Annotated in this window: 22 protein-coding genes; 7 read left to right on the top strand and 15 right to left on the bottom strand. The window is 46.3% G+C overall.

Features of this window, described 5'->3' with window-relative positions; translation table 11 throughout:
- Positions 1-27 precede the first annotated feature (27 nt).
- Genes VC159_RS01210 through argS form a run of 3 tightly spaced genes read right to left on the bottom strand, consistent with a single transcriptional unit; the run spans position 28 to position 3019 of the window.
- Positions 28-672: a thiol:disulfide interchange protein DsbA/DsbL gene (locus tag VC159_RS01210; RefSeq protein WP_323472438.1), complete on the bottom strand. Its 645-nt coding sequence runs from the start codon at positions 670-672 to the stop codon at positions 28-30.
- Positions 669-1256, bottom strand: a complete 588-nt coding sequence (locus VC159_RS01205; RefSeq protein ID WP_323472437.1) for an SPOR domain-containing protein — start codon at positions 1254-1256, stop codon at positions 669-671. The genes VC159_RS01210 and VC159_RS01205 overlap by 4 nt, the downstream gene beginning before the upstream one ends.
- Before the next feature lie 35 nt (positions 1257-1291).
- On the bottom strand, positions 1292-3019 hold the full coding sequence (gene argS, locus VC159_RS01200) for an arginine--tRNA ligase (protein WP_323472436.1): 1728 nt from the start codon (positions 3017-3019) through the stop codon (positions 1292-1294).
- A 35-nt stretch (positions 3020-3054) separates the two neighbouring features.
- Here argS and VC159_RS01195 point away from each other — a divergent pair, with 35 nt between their 5' ends.
- Positions 3055-3372, top strand: a complete 318-nt coding sequence (locus VC159_RS01195) for a DUF1840 domain-containing protein (RefSeq protein ID WP_323472435.1) — start codon at positions 3055-3057, stop codon at positions 3370-3372.
- Here the strand turns inward: VC159_RS01195 and metH are convergent.
- Positions 3369-6119 carry a methionine synthase gene (gene metH, locus VC159_RS01190; protein ID WP_323472434.1) on the bottom strand — a complete coding sequence of 917 codons (2751 nt, stop codon included), beginning with the start codon at positions 6117-6119 and terminating at the stop codon, positions 3369-3371. The genes VC159_RS01195 and metH overlap by 4 nt on opposite strands.
- A complete protein-coding gene (locus tag VC159_RS01185) occupies positions 6116-7180 on the bottom strand; it encodes a homocysteine S-methyltransferase family protein (RefSeq protein ID WP_323472433.1) in 1065 nt (354 codons plus the stop codon). Before VC159_RS01185 ends, metH begins: the two co-directional genes overlap by 4 nt.
- 74 nt (positions 7181-7254) lie before the next feature.
- Here VC159_RS01185 and VC159_RS01180 point away from each other — a divergent pair, with 74 nt between their 5' ends.
- Positions 7255-7713 (top strand): PhaM family polyhydroxyalkanoate granule multifunctional regulatory protein, encoded by a 459-nt coding sequence (locus VC159_RS01180; protein ID WP_072582636.1) that lies wholly within the window; start codon positions 7255-7257, stop codon positions 7711-7713.
- Here VC159_RS01180 and VC159_RS01175 read toward each other — a convergent pair.
- Positions 7625-8710, bottom strand: a complete 1086-nt coding sequence (locus VC159_RS01175; protein ID WP_323472432.1) for an MBL fold metallo-hydrolase — start codon at positions 8708-8710, stop codon at positions 7625-7627. The genes VC159_RS01180 and VC159_RS01175 overlap by 89 nt on opposite strands.
- 41 nt (positions 8711-8751) lie before the next feature.
- On the opposite strand from VC159_RS01175, the gene VC159_RS01170 reads away from it, so the two are divergent.
- A complete protein-coding gene (locus VC159_RS01170; RefSeq protein WP_072582634.1) occupies positions 8752-8928 on the top strand; it encodes a DUF1289 domain-containing protein in 177 nt (58 codons plus the stop codon).
- Between the two features lie 20 nt (positions 8929-8948).
- On the opposite strand, the gene VC159_RS01165 is transcribed toward VC159_RS01170, so the two are convergent.
- Positions 8949-9932: an MDR family oxidoreductase gene (locus VC159_RS01165; RefSeq protein ID WP_323472431.1), complete on the bottom strand. Its 984-nt coding sequence runs from the start codon at positions 9930-9932 to the stop codon at positions 8949-8951.
- Between the two features lie 87 nt (positions 9933-10019).
- Here VC159_RS01165 and VC159_RS01160 point away from each other — a divergent pair, with 87 nt between their 5' ends.
- Genes VC159_RS01160 through VC159_RS01150 form a run of 3 tightly spaced genes read left to right on the top strand, consistent with a single transcriptional unit; the run spans position 10020 to position 11518 of the window.
- Complete coding sequence (locus VC159_RS01160; protein ID WP_215321134.1) at positions 10020-10316, top strand: hypothetical protein; 297 nt, start codon at positions 10020-10022, stop codon at positions 10314-10316.
- Between the two features lie 10 nt (positions 10317-10326).
- Positions 10327-10827: a flavin reductase family protein gene (locus VC159_RS01155; protein WP_072582631.1), complete on the top strand. Its 501-nt coding sequence runs from the start codon at positions 10327-10329 to the stop codon at positions 10825-10827.
- Positions 10828-10855: 28 nt separating this feature from the next.
- Positions 10856-11518: a glutathione S-transferase family protein gene (locus VC159_RS01150; RefSeq protein WP_323472430.1), complete on the top strand. Its 663-nt coding sequence runs from the start codon at positions 10856-10858 to the stop codon at positions 11516-11518.
- A gap of 18 nt (positions 11519-11536) precedes the next feature.
- On the opposite strand, the gene VC159_RS01145 is transcribed toward VC159_RS01150, so the two are convergent.
- The 8 genes from VC159_RS01145 to VC159_RS01110 form a co-directional block, all read right to left on the bottom strand.
- Complete coding sequence (locus VC159_RS01145) at positions 11537-14572, bottom strand: efflux RND transporter permease subunit (RefSeq protein ID WP_323472429.1); 3036 nt, start codon at positions 14570-14572, stop codon at positions 11537-11539.
- A gap of 7 nt (positions 14573-14579) precedes the next feature.
- Positions 14580-15719: an efflux RND transporter periplasmic adaptor subunit gene (locus VC159_RS01140; RefSeq protein ID WP_323473546.1), complete on the bottom strand. Its 1140-nt coding sequence runs from the start codon at positions 15717-15719 to the stop codon at positions 14580-14582.
- Between the two features lie 169 nt (positions 15720-15888).
- Positions 15889-17415, bottom strand: a complete 1527-nt coding sequence (locus tag VC159_RS01135) for an efflux transporter outer membrane subunit (protein WP_323472428.1) — start codon at positions 17413-17415, stop codon at positions 15889-15891.
- A gap of 141 nt (positions 17416-17556) precedes the next feature.
- Entirely contained in the window at positions 17557-19389 is a 1833-nt protein-coding gene (gene glmS, locus VC159_RS01130; RefSeq protein ID WP_323472427.1) for a glutamine--fructose-6-phosphate transaminase (isomerizing), read from the bottom strand.
- On the bottom strand, positions 19389-20882 hold the full coding sequence (glmU, locus tag VC159_RS01125; RefSeq protein ID WP_323472426.1) for a bifunctional UDP-N-acetylglucosamine diphosphorylase/glucosamine-1-phosphate N-acetyltransferase GlmU: 1494 nt from the start codon (positions 20880-20882) through the stop codon (positions 19389-19391). Before glmU ends, glmS begins: the two co-directional genes overlap by 1 nt.
- On the bottom strand, positions 20879-21787 hold the full coding sequence (gene ttcA / locus VC159_RS01120; RefSeq protein WP_216262878.1) for a tRNA 2-thiocytidine(32) synthetase TtcA: 909 nt from the start codon (positions 21785-21787) through the stop codon (positions 20879-20881). The genes glmU and ttcA overlap by 4 nt, the downstream gene beginning before the upstream one ends.
- Before the next feature lie 23 nt (positions 21788-21810).
- Positions 21811-22206, bottom strand: coding sequence for a dihydroneopterin aldolase (locus VC159_RS01115; protein ID WP_323472425.1), 396 nt, complete (start codon positions 22204-22206; stop codon positions 21811-21813).
- 23 nt (positions 22207-22229) lie between these two features.
- Positions 22230-23039, bottom strand: coding sequence for an SDR family oxidoreductase (locus VC159_RS01110; protein ID WP_323472424.1), 810 nt, complete (start codon positions 23037-23039; stop codon positions 22230-22232).
- Positions 23040-23064: 25 nt separating this feature from the next.
- On the opposite strand from VC159_RS01110, the gene VC159_RS01105 reads away from it, so the two are divergent.
- Positions 23065-24252 carry a class I SAM-dependent methyltransferase gene (locus VC159_RS01105; RefSeq protein ID WP_323472423.1) on the top strand — a complete coding sequence of 396 codons (1188 nt, stop codon included), beginning with the start codon at positions 23065-23067 and terminating at the stop codon, positions 24250-24252.
- Positions 24253-24256 lie beyond the last annotated feature (4 nt).

Below are 24256 nucleotides of genomic sequence, written 5' to 3'. Positions count from 1 at the left end.
ATTACGCAGCAACCTGTTTCGAAGTTACTACTTGTACTTATCTTTACGAATTTTCTCTTCTAGATAATCCATTACTGCAATTGCTTTAGCTTTAGATCCAGCAATAGACGGTGAAGTAACGTACTTACCTTGCATCACAATAGTCGGTACGCCATCAATACGATAGGCTTCGGTCAATTGCTTGGCGGCACGCGCTTTAGAAACTACGGCAAAAGAGCGATAAGTTGCCAAGAAGGTATTGCGATCAACACCCTGGGACGCAACCCAATCCGCAATCTCTGTCTCAGTCAAAAGGCGCTTATTTTCTTTGTGCATCGCGTACATGACTTTTTCATTTAAGGCATCAGCCTTACCCATCGATTCAAGTGCGTAATACATTTGGCTATGGGGTAAGAAATCGTCACGGAAAGCTACGGGAACTCTTTTAAAGACAACGTCTTTAGGCTGGCGCTTTACCCAGGCACTTAGCTCTGGCTCAAAGTCGTAGCAATGCGGGCAACCGTACCAAAAGAATTCAATAACTTCTACTTTTCCCTTGGTTTCTACAGGCTGCGCAACAGGCAATATGCGGTAATCAAAACCTTCTTCGATTTTTTGAGCTTGCGCACTAGCAAAACCACTTAAAGAAAGTAGTGCTAATAAAGTAATGAATCTTTTGCTGAATGAAATCATGATTTACTGGATTTGATTAGGGTTGGTTTAATGCCAATGCCACTCAATTTGTCTCGCACTGAGTTACTCTCATCAACACTGTTATAGGGGCCTACACGCACGCGCCAAAGGGTATTGCCGTCACTCGTGACTTCACTTAACTGGGCCTGAATTCCCTGGATTGCTAAATTCGCTTTTTGTGCATCCGCATCGGCACGTTTAGTAAACGCGCCCACTTGCAAGAAATAAATGGAGTCTGATTTACTTGCAGGAGCTACATCTGCTGGCTTGTCAGCAGTTTTCTTACCATTTACCAAATCACCTATCGGGTCTGATGAGGCTGGGGCGGGTGATTTACCCTGGAGCGGCTTATTTAAATCAACTGGCTCAGCAGGGGCACCTGCTTCACCTTCAGCAGGTGCTGTAGAAGGTTTAATGATCAAAGGCAGACTTGGGGCACGCATCCCCGGTCTTTCTTGAGGGGTATTTTTAGAAAGGTAAAAGGCAATGACAAAGGCGATTCCAAGACCGGCGCCCAAACCCAAAATAAAGCCGAGAATAGTGCCGCCGTATTGGGAGTTTTGTTGATTCGGTGTTTTCATCATTTCCTCATCTTACATCTTCACTTCATACCTCGCCATTACATCTTTATTGGCGCAGATACCCCGAGTACTTTTAAGCCATTTTGCAGAACCTGACGGGTTGCCAGTAGCAATGCAAGGCGCGCTTGCTTTAAGTTTTGATCATCAACCAAGACGCGATCTGCGTTATAGAAGGTATGGAAATCACCTGCTAAGTCACGCAGATAAAAAGCCAATGCATGCGGTGCCAACTCTTCGGCAGCAGCGGTCAGAACTTCTGGGTATTCAGCCAAACGACGCAGTAAATGATCCGATGCCTTGCTTTGTAAGAGCGATAAATCGGCCGCAGCCAAATCCGATATTTGACCACCCCACTGCTGCAAGATTGAATTAATTCTTGCATGCGCATATTGAACATAGAACACTGGGTTCTCATCGTTTTGCTGCAAGGCTAAATCAATATCAAAAACGAACTCGGTATCTGCTTTACGTGAGATCAAGAAAAAGCGCACAGCATCGCGACCACGTTGCAAAGCTAACTCCCGCTCTTCAGGCGTCATCTCTGGAGTAACGCCACCAGACCATTCAACCAAATCACGCACAGTGACATATGAGCCCGCACGCTTAGAAATTTTGACCTCTTCACCATGGCGCATAACCGTAACCATCTTATGCAGCACATACTCTGGATACGTTTTAGGAATATCCCAGCCGCGCTTTTGTGCCACGCCCTGCAAGCCTGAACGCACGCGGGCAATCGTGCCATGGTGATCACTACCCTGCACATTAATCACTTTCTGAAAGCCACGATTCCACTTGCTGGTGTGATACGCCACATCAGGCACAAAGTAGGTAAAGCTACCATCAGACTTACGCATTACGCGATCTTTATCGTCACCATCATCCGTACTCTTCAACCAGAGCGCACCTTCGGATTCATAGGTCTTACCAATGCTCTGTAAATCGCCAACGATTTGAGCAACGCTACCATCGGTATATAAAGAGGACTCTAAGTAATAGCAATCAAATTTCACACCAAAGGTTTTTAAATCAATGTCTTGTTCATTACGCAAATAAGCAACCGCAAATTGACGAATGGCTTCAAGATCATCTTTAAATTCTGGAGAGGCTTTAAATGCGCCCGCAATCTCCGCAATATATTCGCCGTTATATGCCTGCTCAGGCCAGTTGGCATCACCAGGCTTCAAACCCTGTAAGCGTGCTTGAACAGACAAGGCTAAATTCGCGATCTGCACACCGGCATCGTTGTAATAAAACTCACGATGAACTTTGATTCCCTGGGTAGCTAATAGATTAGCTAAGGCATCGCCCAGCGCTGCTTGTCTACCGTGACCTACATGTAATGGGCCGGTTGGATTGGCGGAGACAAACTCAATCATGGCGCTTGGCGCAGACCGACCGTCCTGCACAGACTCGCCAAAATGAGCTCCCGCAGAAAGGATCTCCTGAACTACAGCAGTCTTAGCAGCATTGCTAAGGCGGAAATTAATGAAGCCAGGGCCAGCGATGTCACAGGATGCAATCAGCTCATTAAAGCCTACTTGCTGCTGCAAGCGCTCTACCAAAGCCTGTGCCAGCTCACGCGGGTTCAGCTTCCAAGCCTTTGCTAGCTGAAGGGCGATATTACAAGCGACATCACCATGGTCAACAGCCTTGGGACGCTCCAAACGGGGGGTAGGAGCCTCCCCTAGGTCGCGCTCCTGAGCCAAGCCTGCAAGTGCAGCACTCAGCATTTCAATTAAACGATTTTTATTGGTTAACAACATAGATAAGTGAGTTTATCAGGTGGTAAGCTATCGAAATGATCTATCAATTTCGCTCAAAGGCTGGTCCAGATGTCATCATGCTGGCGGATCTGACTAAACGAATTTTTGATATTTTGGGGCGCCCCCTGGAGCCTCGCGGAATTTTGACCGTTGAGCAACTGCCAGACCTCATCACTGCTCTAGAAACTGCCATCCTCAAAGATCTTGAGGAGCGGACTAAAGCAAATGACGAGTCCGAGAAGGGCGCTGAGAAGCCTAAGCTGGCCGATCGCCTTGGACAGCGAGCCTACCCGTTCCTGGAGCTCATGAAGCAGTCCAAAGCCAAAGACGAGCCCGTCATGTGGGGCGTTTAATCTAGCAAGCTCGCTAGCTGACGACGGGTGTCCTCAATACTTTGCCCACGGCGCTTAGCCAAGTCTTCAACCTGGTCATCCGATAGCTTGCCCACATTGAAGTAGCGCGCATCCGGATGAGCCAGATAGAAACCGCTCACGCTTGAAGCTGGATTCATGGCCATTGACTCGGTCAGAGTCATGCCAATATCTTCAGAGCCAATGACTCGTAATAAATCCTCTTTAACTTCATGTGCAGGGCAGGCTGGGTAACCAGGTGCCGGACGAATACCGCGGTACTCTTCATTGATCATTTGATCGTTTGTCAAAATCTCATCTGTTGCATAGCCCCATAAGTCTGTACGCACCCGATGGTGCATCAGCTCAGCAAATGCTTCTGCCAATCGGTCAGCCAAGGCCTTCAACATAATGGCGCTGTAATCATCGTGCTTTGCCTGAAACTCAGCCACTTTCTTTTCAACACCATGACCAGTAGTCACTGCAAAACAGCCAAGGTAATCAGCTATACCAGAATCTTTTGGCGCTACGTAATCTGCTAAACAACGATTAGGTCTGCGTACCCCCTCTACTACCGGACGTTCAGACTGCTGTCGCAAGTTATGCCATACAAACAAAGGATGCTCGCGTGCTTCATCACTATACAAAATGATATCGTCACCAACGGTATTGGCTGGATAGAAAGCCACCACCGCATCGGCTTGCAACCATTGCCCCTTAATCAACTTATCAAGCAAGTCTTGGGCGTCTGCAAAGACTTTGCGCGCCTCAACACCAACCACCTCATCATCCAAGATCGCCGGAAACTTGCCAGCCAAATCCCAAGTCTGAAAGAAAGGTGTCCAGTCAATATATTTAGCAATATCGCTCAGCGCAAAGTTTTTAAATATACGACGACCAATAAACTTTGGCTTCTCTGGAACATATGCAGACCAGTCAATCATCTCGCGATTTTTACGGGCTGCAGATAAAGAAATTGTTGGCGCTGCTTTCTTGTTTGCATGTTGCTCACGAATACGCACATAGTCATCGCGTAAATCTTGAATAAATTTCTTGGCACTTTCATCGGACAGCAAGCTGGAAGCTACTGAAACCGAACGAGATGCGTCAGGCACATACACCACGGGGCCATCGTAGTGTGGGGCAATCTTCACTGCTGTATGAACACGTGAAGTCGTTGCGCCGCCAATCATCAGCGGAATTTGACGTTCGCGGAACCAATCATCGCGTTGCATCTCTTGCGCAACATAAGTCATTTCTTCTAGCGAAGGTGTAATCAATCCAGATAAACCAACAATATCTGCATTCTCTTCTTTGGCACGCTTGAGAATCTCTGCACAAGGAACCATTACACCCATATTGGCTACTTCAAAGTTATTGCACTGCAGAACAACGGTCACAATATTTTTACCAATATCGTGCACGTCGCCCTTCACAGTAGCCATGACGATCTTGCCCTTAGCCTTAGCTTCGCCACCTGCTGCAATATGTTGACGCTTCTCTTCTTCGATGTACGGAATCAATATGGCAACTGCTTGCTTCATCACACGCGCACTTTTAACTACTTGAGGTAAGAACATCTTGCCCGCACCAAACAAGTCGCCCACGACATTCATACCATCCATCAGAGGACCTTCAATGACCTCAATAGGTCTACCGCCAGCGCCCATAATTTCTGCGCGCAACTCTTCGGTGTCTTCTTCAATAAAGGTAGTGATGCCATGCACTAGGGCATGCGTTAGACGCTCACGTACAGGGGCTTCACGCCACACTAGGTTCTCGACCTGCTTAGCGCCACCACCCTTAAATTGGTCAGCAATATCGAGCAATCGCTCGGTAGGTGTTTTGCCATCCTTTTCTTTAAAGCGATTAAGGACAACATCCTCAACACGCTCACGCAACTCAGGATCCAAATCAGCGTAGACGCCCAACTGACCAGCATTCACAATGCCCATGTCCATGCCGGCCTGAATGGCGTGATACAGGAACACCGTATGAATTGCTTCACGCACACGGTCATTACCGCGGAATGAGAAGCTCACATTAGAAACGCCGCCGCTTACCTTAGCGCCAGGGAGGTTTTCTTTAATCCAACGAGTAGCGTTAATGAAATCAACCGCATAGTTGTCATGCTCTTCAATGCCCGTTGCAATTGCAAAAATATTTGGATCAAAAATAATGTCTTCAGCTGGAAAGCCAATTTCATTCACTAAGATCTCATAGCAGCGCTGACAGATTTCTGTCTTACGCTTAAAGGTATCGGCTTGCCCTACCTCATCAAAAGCCATCACTACAGAAGCAGCACCATAACGACGAATTAAACGCGCTTGTTTTCTGAAAGACTCTTCACCCTCTTTTAAGGAGATCGAGTTCACAATTGGCTTACCTTGAATGCACTTCAAACCTGCTTCAATCACACTCCACTTGGAGGAATCGATCATGATAGGAACACGTGCAATATCAGGCTCAGAGGCGATCAAATTAAGGAAGCGTGTCATCGCCGCCTCAGAATCTAACATCGCTTCATCCATATTAATGTCGATGACTTGTGCGCCATTCTCAACCTGCTGACGCGCCACAACGAGCGCCTCATCAAATTGATTATTCAAAATCATTCTGGAAAATGCTTTTGAGCCTGTGACGTTCGTACGCTCACCGATGTTGACGAAGCCAACATCAGAGGTCACGTTAAATGGCTCAAGGCCAGAAAGCTTCATCGCTGGCATTACTTTTTTCTCTATCTTGCTCATGCTGATATCTCCGCATTTTCGCGATAGAAGGCACGTGGCTTACGCTTAGCAACGGCATTCGCAATTGCACGAATATGATCAGGTGTCGTACCGCAGCAGCCACCTACCAAATTTACTAAGCCATCTTTAGCAAAACCATCTACTAGGCTAGAAGTGATTTCTGGGGTCTCATCAAAGCCCGTATCACTCATCGGATTAGGCAAACCCGCATTGGGGTAACAAGACACTGCCGCATCGCAAATTCTTGCTAGCTCTGCAATATAAGGGCGCATTAAAGCGGCACCTAATGCACAGTTCAAGCCAAAAGTGAGTGGCTTAATGTGACGCAAACTATTCCAGAATGCCTCAACTGTTTGGCCTGACAAAATACGTCCAGATGCATCAGTCACTGTTCCAGAAATCATTACCGGTAAACGCTCACCAGTCTCTTCAAAAAATTCGTCGAGGGCAAACAATGCTGCTTTGGCATTGAGCGTATCGAAAATGGTTTCAACCAAAAATAAATCGACGCCACCCGCAAATAAACCTTCAATCTGCTCGCGATACGAGGCGCGTAATACATCAAAGCTTACATTGCGTGCACCAGGATCATTAACATCTGGTGAAATGCTCGCAGTCTTTGGTGTAGGTCCAATTGCACCGGCAGCAAAACGCGGTTTATCAGGTGTACTGTATTTCTCACAAGCTGCGCGCGCTAATCTGGCGGAGACTTCATTCATCTCGCGTGCCAAGCCGGCCATTTTGTAATCTTCTTGAGCGACTGAAGTTGCACCAAAAGTATTGGTCTCAATAATGTCAGCGCCCGCATCCAAATATTGCTCATGGATCTTGCTAATAATTTGCGGCTGGGTCAAAACCAGGAGCTCATTGTTGCCTTTGATATCTCCAGGATGATCCGCAAAACGAGTATTCCCCGGTAAACCACGATAGTCAACCTCGGTTAACTTGTATTGTTGAATCATGGTGCCCATGGCGCCATCCAAAATGAGGATGCGCTGCTTTAATAGCTCGGGAAGCTTTTGACCGCGGGTATAGGGCTGGGACAAACCATTAGATTGCATTGTTAAACCGGGATTAATCTCTAGAATCCCTTATTCTATTGGAAAAGCCACTTTTCATTTACCCCGGAGCCCCTATGTTTGGAACCATTCCAGAATTCAATCAAAGCTTAGATATGTTTAAAACCATGTGGGGGCAAGGTGCCGCAGGTCAGGCCGGGCAGTTCCCCTTCACGGCAGATGCCTCTAAGGCTGCAGGTGGCTTTGCTTCAGCCTTTCCTGGCTTGGATGTAGATGAGCTAGAAAAGCGCATTAAGGACCTGAAAAGCGTTGAAAACTGGCTCAATTTGAACCTCAACATCCTCAAATCAACGATTCAGGGGCTAGAAGTTCAGCATGCCACCATGATGGCTCTCAAGTCCTTTGGCGATGCTGTCTCTGCAGCTAGCTCAGCAGCCAGCTCAACAAGCGCCCCAAAGGAAGAATCTAAGACCAAAACGACTAGCGCTAAACCACGGAAAACCGCAACACGCCGTCCTCGCAAAGCTGGCGATGCAACTTTCCTCGACGAAGTAGGTAATTCAGATGAGCAATAGCCTCACCCATTGCAAATGTGAGTTGATGAATATCTAATTCACGCTTAAACAAGACCGGCACAATCTCCCTAGCATGTGCCGGTTTTTTACATGCGGCCAAAGTATCCGCCAAGCGATCTTCATGATGCGCTTTGAGTTGCGCAACACGCGGCCTAATTCCAGTAAATGGTTTGCCGTGTGAAGGAAGTACCAATGCATCCTCAGGCAATACTAAATATTTTTCAATAGAGTCAAGATATAAGCCTAGCGGATCTGCATCTGGATCAGCATCATAAACACTCACATTAGTAGAGATGCGAGGCAACAACATATCTCCAGAGATTAATACTCCAAGCTCTTTACAGAAGAGAGAAGCATGCTCTGGGGCGTGTCCATAACCCATGATGACTTGCCACGCACGACCACCAATCAAAATAGACTCGCCATCAATAATGCGACGATATTGACGCGGCACTCCAGGAACCATATTGCTGTAGTAATTGGAGCGCCCGCGAATTTTTTCTAAATCTTCTGAGCCCGTTAAACCATGTCTTTGAAAGTGATCTGCAGAACCACCACTGCCAGCGCGTGAACCAACTGCAGCACCACCCTCTTTGCAACTTAACCATTGAGCAGTTAAGTAATCTGTCATGGAAATCCACATGGGGACATGCCATTTTTCACAGAGCCATTGTGATAGACCCACATGGTCAGGATGCATATGCGTCACTATCACGCGCAAGACTGGTAAGCCTTCAAGCTGAGTAGCAAACACTTGCTCCCAAGAGTTTCTTGTCTCTTCATTAGCAATGCCACAGTCCACAATCGTCCAACCCGCAACGCCATCAATTTCATCGCGCAGCAGCCAAAGATTGATGTGATCTAAAGCAAAAGGCAGACGCATTCTGATCCAGCGAACACCTGGCGCAACCTCTATGCTGCTACCCACTTCCGGAAGAGCGTCTCCTAAGGGATAATGAATTGCAGCTTCAGAACTTGCTTTGTTTTGAGTATTCATGGCGTAGTGTTATTGATTGATTTTTTACTTCTAGGTTTGCTTTGACAACAGTTCCATCGCCTTGCATTAATTGGTGTGACATTAATCCTGAAAATGGTTACTGTCGTGGCTGCTATCGTACCTTGACTGAAATTGCTGATTGGTCAGATCTCACGAATCCTGAGAAGCTTGAGGTTTGGACGCAACTTCCAAGTCGCAAACCCCAAGCACCGCAGTAATACCAATCTTTATTTCTTTTTCATTTATTGACGTCGACAATCAATCGTCCACGTACATTGCCCGCCATTAATTCTTGCGCGTATTTGATCGACTCCTCAAGCGTGATCTCATGAGAGATTTCATCTAAGGTTTTCAGATCCACCAACTTACTCAACTGCTCATAGGCGGCAATGCGTTTTGCACGTGGCACAGTCACACTATTAATGCCATACAAAGTCACTCCGCGCAAAATAAATGGTGCAACACTAGAAGGAAAATCCATGCCCTGCGCCAAGCCACAAGCAGCTACTGCACCATCGCTCTTGGTCTGTGCACACGCATTAGCCAAGGTATGACTACCAACACTATCAACCACTGCAGCCCATCGCTCTTTTGCCAATGGCTTACCAGGAGCAGATAAAGTAGCGCGATCAATTACTTCAGTTGCACCCAATTTCTTCAGGTAATCCGCTTCAGCCATACGACCGGTACTCGCGAAAACAGTAAAGCCCAGCTTGCTAAGAAGGGTGATGGCAAAGCTGCCAACGCCGCCTGCAGCACCGGTGACTAGAACCTCACCATCACTTGGCTTAAGCCCATGCTTTTGTAGTGCCATAACGCAGAGCATGGCGGTATAACCGGCAGTGCCAATGGCTAATGCTTGTTTAGCAGTAAACCCCTTGGGCAGTGGAATCAACCAATCGGCTTTCACACGGGCCTGCTGTCCTAGGCCGCCCCAATGCCCTTCCCCAACTCCCCAGCCGTTGAGAAGCACCATGTCGCCAGTCTTGAAGTCGGAACTGGTGCTCTCCATCACTTCACCAGCAAAATCGATGCCTGGCACCATTGGGAAGCTGCGAACTACCGGGCCTTTACCCGTGATAGCCAGGCCATCCTTGTAATTGAGGGTGGAATATAGGACCTTTACGCGAACATCACCTTCTGGGAGCTTCGCCTCATCGACTTGGGCTAACTCTGCGCGATACCCTTGATCATCCTTGTTTACCAATATTGCTTTAAACATGTCTCTTCCTTTTAGAACGAGGTATTTCCCCGCAACAATTGCTTAATAGGTTTATCCTAACGAGCATTGCTGATTATGGAGGTTTCCATGAAAAAAATTCTACTATTAACTACGATTTCTGGCTTGGCGCTATCTGGCTGCTATTCCACCCAAATTAATATGTCCATGGGCAATATGCGCCTGATCACCTCTAGCGCTGCGCCGCAGGATGTTATGGATTTTGCCACTAAGACCTGTAAAGATGATTTCTATGAAGGCGCCAGCTTTCTATCCAAGGCAGGCAAGGAATATCGCTTCAAGTGCGTAAAAGCTGAAGAGAATGAAGTGTTAAATCCCATTCCCGGTACAACACTGACCGCTACAGCAAAAGCTGAAGCTAAATAAGCAAAGACTAATGACCCCGTTTACTTCACAAGAGCTACGCAAAGGTTTTGCATCATTTGCAACTGGGGTCACTGTTATCACTTGCCTGGATGAGGAAAATAATTCTCACGGCATTACGATTAGCTCCTTCAACACCGTCTCACTCGAGCCGCCACTTATTCTTTGGAGCCTCAAGAAACATTCACGTCTGATGCCTTGGGTTGAGCTTGGCAAGAAACATTTGATTCATGTTTTAGAACGCTCGCAAGAGAATTTGGCAATGCATTTCGCTAATGTGAAGACCGATCAATTCAAGGGAATTGATCACAAGCTAGCTGCTAGCGGACTTACGCAGATTGATCATTGTGTAGCTTATTACGAGTGTGAAACTGTTTGTGTTCATATTGGCGGCGATCACAATATCATTGTTGCCAAAGTAATTAACTTAAAAAATCATCCTGAACGAGAGCCCCTCATTTTTGCGCGCAGCCAATTTGTTGGTCTCGATTTCACAGAAACTAAAGCTAGCTAATACCACTTCATCTTTGTAAGGAAATGCCATGATGCGTTTATGGGGTCGCAAAAGTTCTATTAACGTTCAAAAAGTATTGTGGTGCCTTGCTGAGCTTGGACTTAAGGAAGGCAAAGACTTTGAGCGCCTCGATGCTGGCCTACAATTTGGTATCAATAACACTCCAGAGTTTTTAAATCTCAACCCAAATGGCTTAGTACCTACACTGGAAGATAGTCAAGTGGTGCTTTGGGAATCCAATACCATCATGCGCTACTTAGCCCGTCAGCATGATCAGACTGGGCGCTTTGCAGCAGATATTAAGACTCAGTACGAATCCGAGAAATGGATGGATTGGCAATTGGGCACGATGTGGCCAGCACTACGGATTGCATTTCTGGGTCTCACCAGAACACCAGAGGCAGAACGTAAATACGAATCCATTCTCAAGGGGTATCAAGAAACTAATCGGTTGCTTGGATTACTTGATCAAACATTGTCTAAGCAAAGCTATTGCGCGGGCAATCAATTTCAGATTGGAGATATTGCTCTAGCTCTGTGTGTCAGTCGTTGGATTCTTCTAAATCAGACCTTCCCACAACACACTGGCGAGCGTGCAGCACTTAAGAATGTTGACGCTTGGATGAAGCGCTTAGAGTCAGAAACTTGCTTTAACGATATTGTTGAAAAAGAACTCAATATCGTTAAATAGTTTTTCTGTCTTTCATTTTTACTGCTGCTTAAATTTCTTGGCGTGGTGATCGGCACCAATAAATAAGTACATTGCTGGCACTACAAAGAGTGTGAACAGCGTACCAATTGACAGGCCAGTGAAAATTACAATACCCATCGATTTACGTCCTGCGGCACCCGCCCCAGAAGCAATCACCAAAGGCAGTACACCTAAAACCATTGCTGCAGTTGTCATCAAAATCGGGCGCAAACGAACGCTACTTGCTTCGACGATGGCGTCGAGCTTACTGCGCCCCGCCTCCTGAAGTTCATTCGCAAACTCCACGATCAAAATACCGTGCTTACTAATTAAGCCCATGAGTGTGACTAGGCCAACTTGGGTATAGACGTTTAAGGTTGTGAATCCCAAATTAATAAAGATCAGGGCACCAAATAAAGCTAGCGGCACAGAAACCAAAATCACAATCGGATCCCGGAAACTTTCAAACTGAGCTGCAAGCACCAAGAACACAATCAGAATCGCAAAGAACATGGTGACCAAGAATCCACCGGATTCAGCCATAAATTGGCGTGACGGGCCTGCGTAGTCCATGGTGTAACCATTCGGCGCAACCTCTTTCAGAGTCTGACGCATAAACTCCAATAAATCCGCTTGCGAAATAAATGGCGTGCTCACTCCCGAAATCGTTGCTGAATTCAATTGCTGGAAGTGATTAATAGACTGCGGCACCACTCTTTGTTTAATCGTTGCAATAGTGCGCGCTTGAACCATCGCGCCACTAGGCGTGCGAATGTAGTAATCCAATATTTGATCAGGATTTAGACGATCCACTTGCTTCACTTGTGGGATCACGCGATAAGAACGTCCAGCTACAGAGAAGTAGTTAACGTAGCCACCACCTAAAGCAGCAGATAAGGCTGAGCCGACTTGTTGCTGAGTCATGCCTAAGGCAGCGACTTTTTCTCGATCAATCTCTAAAACATCTTGTGGCTTATCAATCTTAAGATCAGAATCCACGAAGAAGAAATTGCCACTGCGGCGTGCTTTATCAAGCACTGCTTGTGAGACTTCATTTAACGCCGCATAAGATTCTGTTGTATTAATAACAACCTGCACGGGTAAGCCTTGTGCTCCCGGTAAGGCCGGAAACTGGAAGGCGGCAACGCGTGCGCCGGCAATGGAGTTCCACTTTTGCTGCATATCTTCTTGGAACTGAGTTGCATTACGACCGCGCTCACCCCAATCTTTCAGCAAGATACCGCCAAAGCTCGAAGTTGGACTCGTGATCTGAAAAGCCTGTTCGTATTCTGGTTCTGCAGCAGCAATTGCGTAGATTTGATCTGCATAAGTCTGCATTTGCGTCACCGTACTATTGGGAGGTCCTGATGCTTGCATCAAAACAATACCCTGGTCTTCGGTTGGCGCCAATTCAGCACGCGCAGTTGAATACAAATAAGCTACGCCACCTAGCAAGATGACTCCCATCACGATGATGACCTGCCAAGTGCTTAGCAAATCACGCAAAGTGGTTTGATAGCTGTGATGTACCTTCTCAAAAATACGATCAATCTTTTGTACAAAAGGTGAAGCCTCTTGCTCTTCTGTAAAGATACGAGAACACATCATGGGTGAGAGAGTTAAAGCAATTAAACCTGAAACCGCTACTGCACTAGCCAAAGTAAAGGCAAACTCAGTAAACAGCGCACCCGTCAAACCGCCCTGAAAGCCAATCGGGATATACACCGCAATCAGCACCACTGTCATTGCCAAAATAGGTCCGCCTAATTCGCGGGCAGCAATTAAAGATGCCTCTAGTGGTGACTTACCTTCCTTCATGTGACGGTCAACGTTTTCCACCACGATGATGGCGTCGTCCACCACCAATCCAATTGCCAAGACCAGAGCGAGAAGGGTAAGCAAGTTAATCGAATAACCCAGCACTTGCATGAGGAAGAAAGTACCAATGAGCGATAAAGGCATTGCAATCACTGGAACAGCAACCGCACGAGCACTGCCCAAGAAGAGATAGATCACCACAGTCACAATCACCAAGGCCTCTATTAAAGTAGACACCACTTCATCAATAGAGCTAGTAATAAATTTGGTAGAGTCATAAACAATCTTGCCCGTCATGCCAATGGGTAATTGCTTCTGAATATCTGGCACCACATCCCGAACACGTTGCGCTACTTCCAATAGGTTGGCCTGTGGCGCAACCTTAATGGCAATAAATACTGACCTCTTACCGCTAAAGGCAACGTTCGTGTTGTAGTCCTCAGACCCCATGGTGACATTAGCCACCTGGTCTAAATACACAATATTCACGCCATCTTTTTTAATGACTAACTTGCGAAACTCATCCAGAGTATGTAAGTCGGTACCGGCAACCAAATCAACCGAGACCATCTCGCCTTTAGTACTTCCAACTGCTGATAAATAATTATTGGCTGACATGGCGTTATAAACATCATCGGCGCCCACGCCAAGACCGGCCATCTTCTCTCGATCCAACCAGGCGCGTAAGGCAAATTTGCGACCACCAGTGATCTCTGCATTCTGAACTCCCTCAACAGAATCCAGTTTTGGCTTTACAACACGCAATAGATAGTCAGTGATGGCATTGTTGGGGATGTCATCGCTATAGAAACCCATATACATTGCAGCAGTAGATTGCCCTACCTGCACCGTCAAAATAGGTTGCTGTGCCTGCGGTGGCAACTGATTTTTTACCGCACTAATTTGAGTTTGTATCTGCGTTAATGCCGCGTTTGAGTCATAGTTCAACTTCAGAGTTGCAGTAATAGTGGAGACCCCACTCACGCTGGCAGAAGATAAGTAATCAATCCCTTGTGCCTGAGCTATAGATGCCTCAAGAGGTTGAGTAATAAACCCAGCAATCGTTTCAGGGTCGGCACCATAGTAGGCCGTAGTGATGGTCACAATCGCATTTTGCGTTTGCGGATATTGATTTACAGGCAAAGAACCAATTGCCTTCAGACCAAAAATCAACACAAGAGCGCTCACCACCATGGAGAGCACTGGTCTGCGGATGAATATGTCAGTCCAATTCATCTGCTATTTATTCCTGCGGCTTTGGATCAGGTGAGTTAGCTGGCTGCACCTTGTTATTAATAATTAGTGGCGTGCCATTCTTGAGCTTAAGCTGACCGCTAGTCACCACCGTTGCGCCTTCATCAACACCCTTCAAAATGGCCACCTGATCACCACGAGTTAATCCAGTCGTTACAAATACCTGTTGTGCCTCAAGGGCTGGATTGCCTTGCTTATCTTTCTTGCCGGTAGGTTTAGCGATAAAGATGGTCGAGCCATATGGGTTATAAGTAACTGCTGTCTGAGGCAGGGTCAGGTATTTCACTTGATCACCCAACTTGATATTCACATTGGCAAACATGCCCGGCAAAATTTTCTTATCCGGATTAGCGAGTTGCGCTTCGACTTGAATATTGCGGGTATTGCTATCGACCTTTGGACTAACAGCAGTAATCTTGCCCGTGAAGCTTGAATCCTTAAATGCATCAGTAGTCACCTCAACCTCTTGGCCAACCTGAATGAGTTCAGCATTGTTTTGCGGTAAGTTGAAATCTACAAAAATAGGATCCAAGGTTTGTAGCGTTAGTAACTTATCGCCAGGGTTTACATACTGTCCTGGATTGATAGAAACAATACCTACACGACCACTAAATGGCGCCTTGAGGTTTTTCTTGGCTACTAAAGCAGTTTGCTGCTCAACCTGCGCTTGTTTTGATTTGGAATCAGCAGCACTCGTATCAAATACGTTCTTACTAATTGCCTGAATTGCTAACTGCTGTCTATCTCGCTCATTAATGACTTTAGCTAGATCAGACATTGCTTTTAAAGAATTCAATTGAGCTACATCAGATGCATCGTTTAATTTAATGAGGAGTTCGCCCTCTTTAACGTCTTGACCTGACTTAATGGGCACAGTCTGCACTAAGCCACCAATCTCCGTGCTGAGCTCAACACCCCTAAATGCACGCACATTACCAACGCTAGTTAACTTAGGCTGCCATTCTGCATTCGCAATAACCAAGGTGGATACCGTTGCAGGAGGCAATCCCATGCCCGCGATGAAATGCTTAATCATGAAAGTCTTCAGCTGATTGAAAGCGAAGATCAGGCCCAATAATAAAAATACACCGCAAAGCATGATGGTCATACGGCGCTGCAAGGGCTCCATTGCCATAAGCTTTTCATGAGCCTTGGTACCACGCCATTTTTGACCCATGCGAGCCCAAAAGGCTTTGGTCTTTTCCCAAAGAGCAATTGCTCTCTCACGCAATTTCCATTCAATTGCTTTACGTTGCATCCATGCCCACAAGGCAAGAATCAAAGCAACGAGCTTGTTCTTAATTTGTTCCAGAAGTTTCATTTTGATCTTTGTTCGCTATGTCTTTTGGTTTAAAAGCAGGGCCTTCACGATTCCACCAGCCGCCACCTAATGCTGCAAATAAAGCTGCGGTATCTGAGAAGCGAGTTGCTTGTGCTGCAACTGATTTCACTTTTGCTTGCTGATACTGATTTTGGTAATAGAGCACTGCTAAATAACTGGCTGTACCGAGTTTGTATTGTTGCTGCACTAAGTCCAGAGTTTCATAGGCATAACGCTCTGCGTCTGATGCTGCTTTGAGTGCTTGCGCACCAGTCTCTAGTGCACGTAATGCATTGGCTACTTCTTGGAATGCATTTAAGACAGTTGCCTGATATTGAAATGCTGCTAGCTCATAGTTAGCAATGGCTCCACGACGCTGCGCCAACAGCTGACCACCCTGGAACAATGGCTGCAAGATGCCTCCGCCAAGTGACCATAAGGCAGAGTTCGGCCCAAACAATCCATTGGAAGTTAATGAGGCTGCACCAATAGATCCTGTGATATTAAATTGCGGCAATAAGTTCGCCGTTGCAACGCCCACGAAGGCATTTTGAGCCTTTAACTGGGCCTCAGCCGCCCGCACATCGGGACGTTGCCGCACTAGGCTGGAAGGCACCGATAGAGGTAGCTTCTCTGGCAAATGCAAATTGGCCAAATCAAACTTGGCAATATTAGCGTTGCTCGGAATTTCTCCCACTAGCACTGCTAATTGATTGCGCGCAAATGCAAGATTTCGTTCGTAATTAAAGAGATCCACTTGAGAGTTTGATACCAAGGTTCGCTGGGATGTGACGTCTACCTTAGAAACCGTACCAATGACTAACTGCTTCTCAGTTACTTCGGCAAGATTCGTTTGAGCCTTCAAAATTTCTTCTGTAGCTTGCATCTGCGCGCGCAGTGCGGCCTCTTTAACAGCGCTCGTCACTACGTTAGCTGTTAAAGAAAGATAGGCGCCCTCTAATTGAAACTGTGCCACCTCTGCTTGCGCGCGCGCACCTTCAACCGCTCTACGAGCACCGCCAAATACATCTAACTTATAAGTCACATTGACTGTCGTGTTGTAAAGGCTATAAATGTTAGAGCCGGAGTTCATGCCATACACGGCTGCAGGTTGTTTCTGTCTTATTGCATTTGCACCAACACCAATTGATGGAAAGTATTGGCCGCCAATCTGTGCGTTCACATTTTCCTGAGCGGCGCGCAATGCTGCATCGGCTGCACCTAAATTCGGATTCTGCTCAAGCGCTCTTTTAATAAGAGCATCGAGCTCGGGAGATTTATAGAGCCCCCACCATTGCGCCTCTATATCTGCGCCTTCAACAAACTCTTGCTCACTACCGCCTGGAACGCCGGGTGCAGTTGTCAATTTCTTGGATAGCGTTGTTTCTGTATAAGAAGAGGTCTTAGGTGCTTCGGGTTGCTTGAAGTCTGGGCCGACGGCGCATGCCGAGAGAGCTAGCGCCCAAATTAGCGGAAGCAATTTCAAACCTGAAAGACGGGGCATCGACAGAAACATGGGTTTTAACAAATATCCTCTTCTACATGAGTTATTTGAACACAGAAATACAATCACGGCTTCGTAACGCCCTGATTTAACTACTGAAATTTGTTCACAACTCTAGGTGAATGTCAAACAAGTGGAAAATTATTCGACTGTCACGCTCTTTGCAAGGTTTCTAGGTTTATCGACATCGGTGCCGCGTGCGCAGGCTGTGTGATAAGCCAATAGCTGTAGAGGAACTACGTGCAATATTGGCGAGAGGTTGCCATAGTGCTCAGGCAACTTGATGACATTGATGCCTTCGCTACTGGAGATATGAGTATCCTGATCAGCAAATACATATAGCTTGCCGCCACGTGCTTTGACTTCTTGCATATTAGATTTAAGTTTCTCCAATAAGACGTCATTTGGCGCAACGGTAACAACCGGCATCTTGTCTGTAACTAAAGCAAGCGGTCCATGCTTTAACTCGCCAGCTGGATAAGCTTCAGCATGGATATAAGAAATTTCTTTGAGCTTTAATGCACCCTCAAGTGCAATTGGGTAATGCATTCCACGGCCTAGGAATAGGGCATTTTCACATTTAGCAAAAGCATCGCTCCAGGCTATGATTTGTGGCTCAAGCGCTAGTACTGCATGTAGCGCTTTTGGTAAATGGCGCAAGTCACGCAGGAGCTCCTTCTCTTTTTCTGGAGAAATTCTGCCATCACGCTTAGCAATCGAAACCGCCAAGAGATAGAGCGCTAAAAGCTGCGTAGTAAATGCCTTTGTTGAAGCAACACCAATTTCAGCGCCAGCCTTAGTCAAAAAATGCCAATCAGTTTCACGAACCATGGCGCTACTAGCCACGTTGCATATGGCTAATGTAAAGCGGTGGCCCAAACTCTTGGCATGACGCAATGCTGCTAAGGTATCTGCTGTCTCGCCAGATTGTGAAACCACCACAATGAGTGTTTTTGGATTTGGCACGGTGGTGCGATAGCGATACTCACTCGCAATTTCCACTTGAGTCGGAATGCCCGCAATATCTTCTAGCCAATATTTAGCAACACATGCGGAGTAATAACTTGTGCCACATGCCAATATTAAAATCTGCTCAAAAGCTTTCCAGTCTTCTGGCTTTGCTTCAAATAGCTCAGGACCAAAGTCAGCGATATTGGCAAGCGTGTCGCCAATTGCTCTAGGCTGCTCAAAGATTTCTTTTTGCATGTAATGCTGATATGGGCCAAGATCAACCGAGTCAGCCTGTGCTGGCATAGGCTTCAGCTCTCTTTGAGCGACCTTACCAGCCTGATCAACCACATCAACAGAATCAGCCTTGAGAACAGCAACATCACCTTCTTCCAAATACATCATGGAATGAGCGCGTCCTGCCAATGCCAAAGCATCAGAAGCTAAGAAGTGCTCATGATCGCCTATGGCAACCACCAGAGGAGATCCAACGCGGGCGCCTACTAAAGTGCTTGGATTATCTTGTGCGATCACGCCAATAGCGTATGCACCATGCAACTGAGGAAGTACTGCTCTTACCGATGCCGCAATATCTTTTTGACCACTAGCCACATATTGCTGGTGAATTAAATGGGCGATAACTTCAGTATCTGTTTCAGAGGTAAACACATATCCAGCAGCTTTTAAATCTGCACGAAGAACTTCATAGTTCTCAATAATGCCGTTGTGTACAACCGCAATTAAGTCGTTGGAAGTATGGGGGTGGGCATTTTGGGTATCTGGCTTACCGTGGGTAGCCCAACGTGTGTGCGCAATACCCAAGGTGCCGAAAAAATCTTTACCTTGCTCACCTAATTCAGAAACACGTGCAGTAGTTCGAGCTCTTTCGATGGGGTGCTTGGCATCCTCGCCATTAATGACCGCAAAACCACAAGAGTCATAACCACGGTACTCTAGGCGGCGTAAACCTTCAACCAAAACATCAACAATATTTTTATGGGAGGCCGCGCCAACAATACCGCACATTATTTTTTACCCTTTGCAGATTTCTTAACCGTCTTCTTGACGGCCTTCTTCACAGCCGTCTTTGCTGCTGCTTTTTTCACTGGTTTCTTTTCTTGCTTGATAGGGCGCTGCCACTGCAAGGAAATTTGTTTTGCTCTGGATACTGTGAGCTGATTGGCAGGCGCATCTTTAGTCAAGGTTGTTCCTGCGCCCAATGTGGCACCACGGCCAACACGCACAGGCGCAACCAACTGAGTATCAGAACCAATGAAGACATCATCTTCAATAATGGTCTGGTGTTTGTTAACGCCATCGTAGTTACAGGTAATGGTGCCAGCACCAATATTGACTCGTGAACCAACAATGGAGTCTCCGACATAAGCTAAATGATTTGCTTTGCTATTAGCGGCAATTTTGCTGTTCTTCACTTCCACAAAATTACCAATATGCACATCATTTGATAAATCTGCGCCAGGACGCAAACGAGCATAGGGGCCAATTAATGATTGATTACCTACTTTGGCGCCATCTACATGACTATATGCATGAATGGCTACGCCTTTACCGATCACGCTATTGCGAATCACGCAATATGGTCCAACCTTTGTGCCAGCATCTAAAGTGACGCAACCTTCAAATACGCACCCCACATCAATTGATACATCAGTGCCGCACTCTAAGGTGCCGCGCACATCAATACGTGCAGGGTCAGCAAGCGATACGCCTGCATCCATTAATTGATTGGCAATATTAATTTGGTGTACACGCTCTAATGCAGCGAGTTGATCACGACTATTAACGCCAATCGTCTCAAACTCATCATCAGCTTGTGTTGTACGAATCGGCACACCGTCTTTAACAGCCATGGCAATCACATCAGTCAAGTAGTACTCGCCTTGTGCATTGCTGGCACGTAAAGACTTAAGCCATTTCTTCAATGAGTTCGTTGGCAATACCATGATGCCGGTATTGATTTCTTGAATTGCTTTTTGTGCAGGCGTCGCATCCTTTTCTTCAACGATCTCTTTTACAGAGCCGTCAGCATCGCGCACGATGCGGCCGTAGCCAGTAGGGTTGCCAAGGTTCTGTGTCAGCAAAGCTAATGCAGAATCTTGTCCTCTGAAGCCATCAGCCAACTTCGCTAATTTAGCCAGCGTCTTTTTTGTAGTGAGCGGAACATCGCCATATAAAACTAAAGTGGGCTCTTGAACATCTAATTTAGGCAAGGCTTGCAATAGTGCGTGACCCGTTCCTTTTTGTTCAGCTTGCAGCGCAGTGCTTACTTTGCCAAAGCTTGGATCTTCCTTGCTTGTGTTTAGCAAGAATGTTTTTACATCTGCTGCACCATGACCAACCACTACAACGGGGCCAGATTTAGACTTTTTGTCTTGTAGTGAAAGCGCAGTACTGAGAACGTGTTGGAGCAGGGGTTTGCCTGCGAGAGTTTGCAGGACCTTGGGCAGAGCGGATTTCATCCGCTTTCCTTGCCCAGCAGCCAAAATGACGATATTCATAAAGGGGGATTATAAGTCCCCTGAATCATGGTTCCACAGGCTAATTCATCCAATTCAGCCTCATCAATTGCCCTGTCGCCAGAAGATCTAGCGGCAATACCCGCTAACTCGGTGGAAATCTCCAGATTTTTGAAATCAAAGGCTTCACCATCCATCAAATGGGATGGGACGATGTGATGCATAGAGCGGAACAAGTTCTCCACTCGACCTGGATGCTTCTTTTCCCAATCGCGCAGCATTTCTTTCATGACCTGGCGCTGCAAATTGGGCTGACTTCCACATAAATCGCACGGAATAATCGGGAAGTTCATATCTGCCGCATAACGTTCAAGCAGTTTCTCAGGGACATAAGCTAAGGGGCGAATCACTATATGTTTGCCATCATCTGAGCGCAACTTGGGTGGCATGCCTTTTAGCTTGCCCGCATAAAACATATTGAGCATCAAGGTTTCTAGAATGTCATCACGATGATGACCTAAAGCAATCTTTGTTGCGCCCAACTCATCTGCAACACGATACAAAATACCTCGGCGCAAGCGTGAGCATAATCCACAAGTGGTTTTACCCTCAGGAATCACACGCTTCACAATGCTGTAAGTATCTTGTTCTTCAATGTGATACTGAACACCTAAACTCTTCAAATAATTGGGCAAGATTTCAGCAGGGAAATTAGGCTGCTTCTGATCTAAGTTCACTGCAACAATTTCAAAATTGATTGGCGCGCGCTCACGCAGCTTCATCAGAATATCGAGCATGGCGTAACTATCTTTACCACCCGAAACACATACCATGACCTTATCGCTCTCTTCGATCATGCCAAAGTCTCCAATGGCCTGACCTACCAAGCGGCAGAGTTTCTTCTCTAGCTTGTTTTCTTCAAAGACAACTTTACGAATATCGCCCATAAGAGTTCTTTTCTAAATTCTATTTAAGAATTCTTGATACGGAATACTTCAACACCCACCGAATGACAGTCTGGATAGACATCTGGCTTAGCCGTGCTTACACGCGCAGCCAATACCTTTGAGTGCAACAACATTGCCGTCACGATGTCATCGCAAAAGGTTTCCTGTAAATGAATATGTCCCTGAGAGGCCCGAGCCTTAATGGTTTCACGCATGAAGTCGTAATCCACTACTTCATCCAACTGATCGTTAGTTGGCGTATTCATATCAAGGGGAATATATAAGTCCACATTGAGGATGACGCGCTGCTCTGCTTTTTTCTCAAAGTCATGAACTCCGATGTTGATATAAATCTCATAGTCCCGGAGAAATAAACGGCGACAGTCAACAAGAGCGGGATGAGAAAGAATGGCGTGCATGTATATTTGCTTTTTAAAAATACTTAATTGGTTTTGAACATCACATCACGTGATGATGGTAATAAATGTTGCCCACCGTCCACATATAAGGTGGTTCCGGTGATGGCGCTAGAGTCCGCCAAAAATACGGCTGCCTTTGCAATATCTGCAGGCGATGAGGATCTACCTAGCGGCGTCATTTGATGGGCCTTGGAAAAACCATCCATTGTTTGATCGCCTGATGGCAAAGAGATTCCGGGTGCTAATCCGACTACGCGCAGATGAGGCGCAAAATCCATTGCCAATAATTCAACTGAAGAAAGTAGCGCTGCTTTAGACAATGTGTAAGACAAATAATCTGGATTAGGGTTAATCAACTTTTGATCTAGCAGTTGAATTACTACTGGAATGACGCCGAGTGTATTTGGCTTACTTTTTTGAAACTCAAACATCAGCTGAGAAAGCAAAATTGGCGCAGTTAAATTGACTTGCATATGGTCTAGCAAACTTTTTCCACTTAACGGGGTGCTCGAATTCGCACGGTCATATTCAAAGATAGACGCGCTATTCACTAAACAAGCCAAATTAGGGAATGCCTTGCTGACAGCCAGGAAAAGGTCTTTAGTGGCAGCCTCATCAGCCAAGTCTGCCTGGAAAGCTTGGACTTTCACACCCATCATTTTGATTTCTCTGATGGTTTCTTGGGCCTCTTGCTCAGATCGCCCATAATGAACGGCAACATCCCAGCCCTGACGGGCAAACTGCAAGGCAATTTCTCGACCCAGGCGCTTGGCGGCGCCGGTCACTAAAACTGCTTTTCCTTGCTGGGATGGGGGCGTTGAACTAGGGTTCAATTAAATTCTCTTAGACTAGCGAGCTATGGATATTACCTTGACCAGCCTTGAAACGGAGCATAGTGCGCTTCTAAAGGCCAAAATAGCCTCTCAAATCGCCTTAAAGGGCGGCTGGCTGCCATTCTCTCGCTATATGGAGATGGCTTTATATGAGCCCGGCATGGGTTATTACAGTGCTGGCGCTCACAAACTAGGTGCCGGCGGCGATTTCACTACTGCCCCTGAACTAAGCCCTCTCTTTGGAGCAGCCATTTGCTCCACTCTCCTGGCTGTACTTGAGGGGCTCAAGGAAAAAGGTCTGCCCACTCAAATCTTGGAGTTTGGCGCTGGAACAGGAAAGCTTGCTACTTCAATACTTACCCGCCTGAATGACCTTGGCTTTCATTTGGATCGTTACGACATTATCGAAATTTCACCAGACTTAGCACAGCGCCAACAAGAAAGAATTAGAAATACTGTTGGACAACTCAATCTTAAGACCCAATGTAATTGGTTAACGGGTTTACCTGAAAATTTCAAAGGCATCATTCTGGCCAACGAAGTGATTGATGCGATTCCTTGTGATGCCATCATTTATCAAAATGGATTTTGGTATTGGTACGGTGTTGCATTTCAGAATGACAAGCTGATCTGGAAAGTAGGTTCACCGGTCGAGCAACAACTACTTCCTGAAAGCCTTCTCAGCGGCAACTTCTCTGAAGCTTATGTCACCGAACTACACGCGCCAGCAAATGCCTGGATGCAACAGGTTGCAAAACATTTAGATGCCGGCTTATTCCTCACGTTTGACTATGGATTTCCTGAAAGCGAGTACTACCACCCACAAAGGCTTGAGGGCACCCTCATGGCACATCATCGCCATCATGCAATTCAAGATCCATTTCATCTACCTGGTCTTTGCGATTTAACAACGCACGTTGAATGGTCCCAAATTGCTCGTAGCGCGTTGGCTGAAAATGTGGATGATGTATACCTTACCAACCAGGCTGCGTATCTATTAGATGCTGGCATTGGTGACATTGCTTTAGAAATTGGCGATCCAAGCGATCCAGAAACCTTCCTGCCAATCTCCAATTCTTTACAAAAGTTATTGTCTGAAGCGGAGATGGGCGAACTCTTTAAGGTCTTTGCATTTTCTAAGAAATTAGAGAGCCTACTACCGGGACATGTACTTGAAGATCTGCCAGGTCTACGCGGCAGAAATAGACTGTAGAAGT

Origin of the sequence: Polynucleobacter sp. JS-JIR-II-c23, from assembly GCF_035011225.1 — a bacterium.
Classification (GTDB): domain Bacteria; phylum Pseudomonadota; class Gammaproteobacteria; order Burkholderiales; family Burkholderiaceae; genus Polynucleobacter.
Note: the sequence above shows the minus strand (reverse complement) of the source record. Positions and strands in the feature narration are given on the sequence as shown.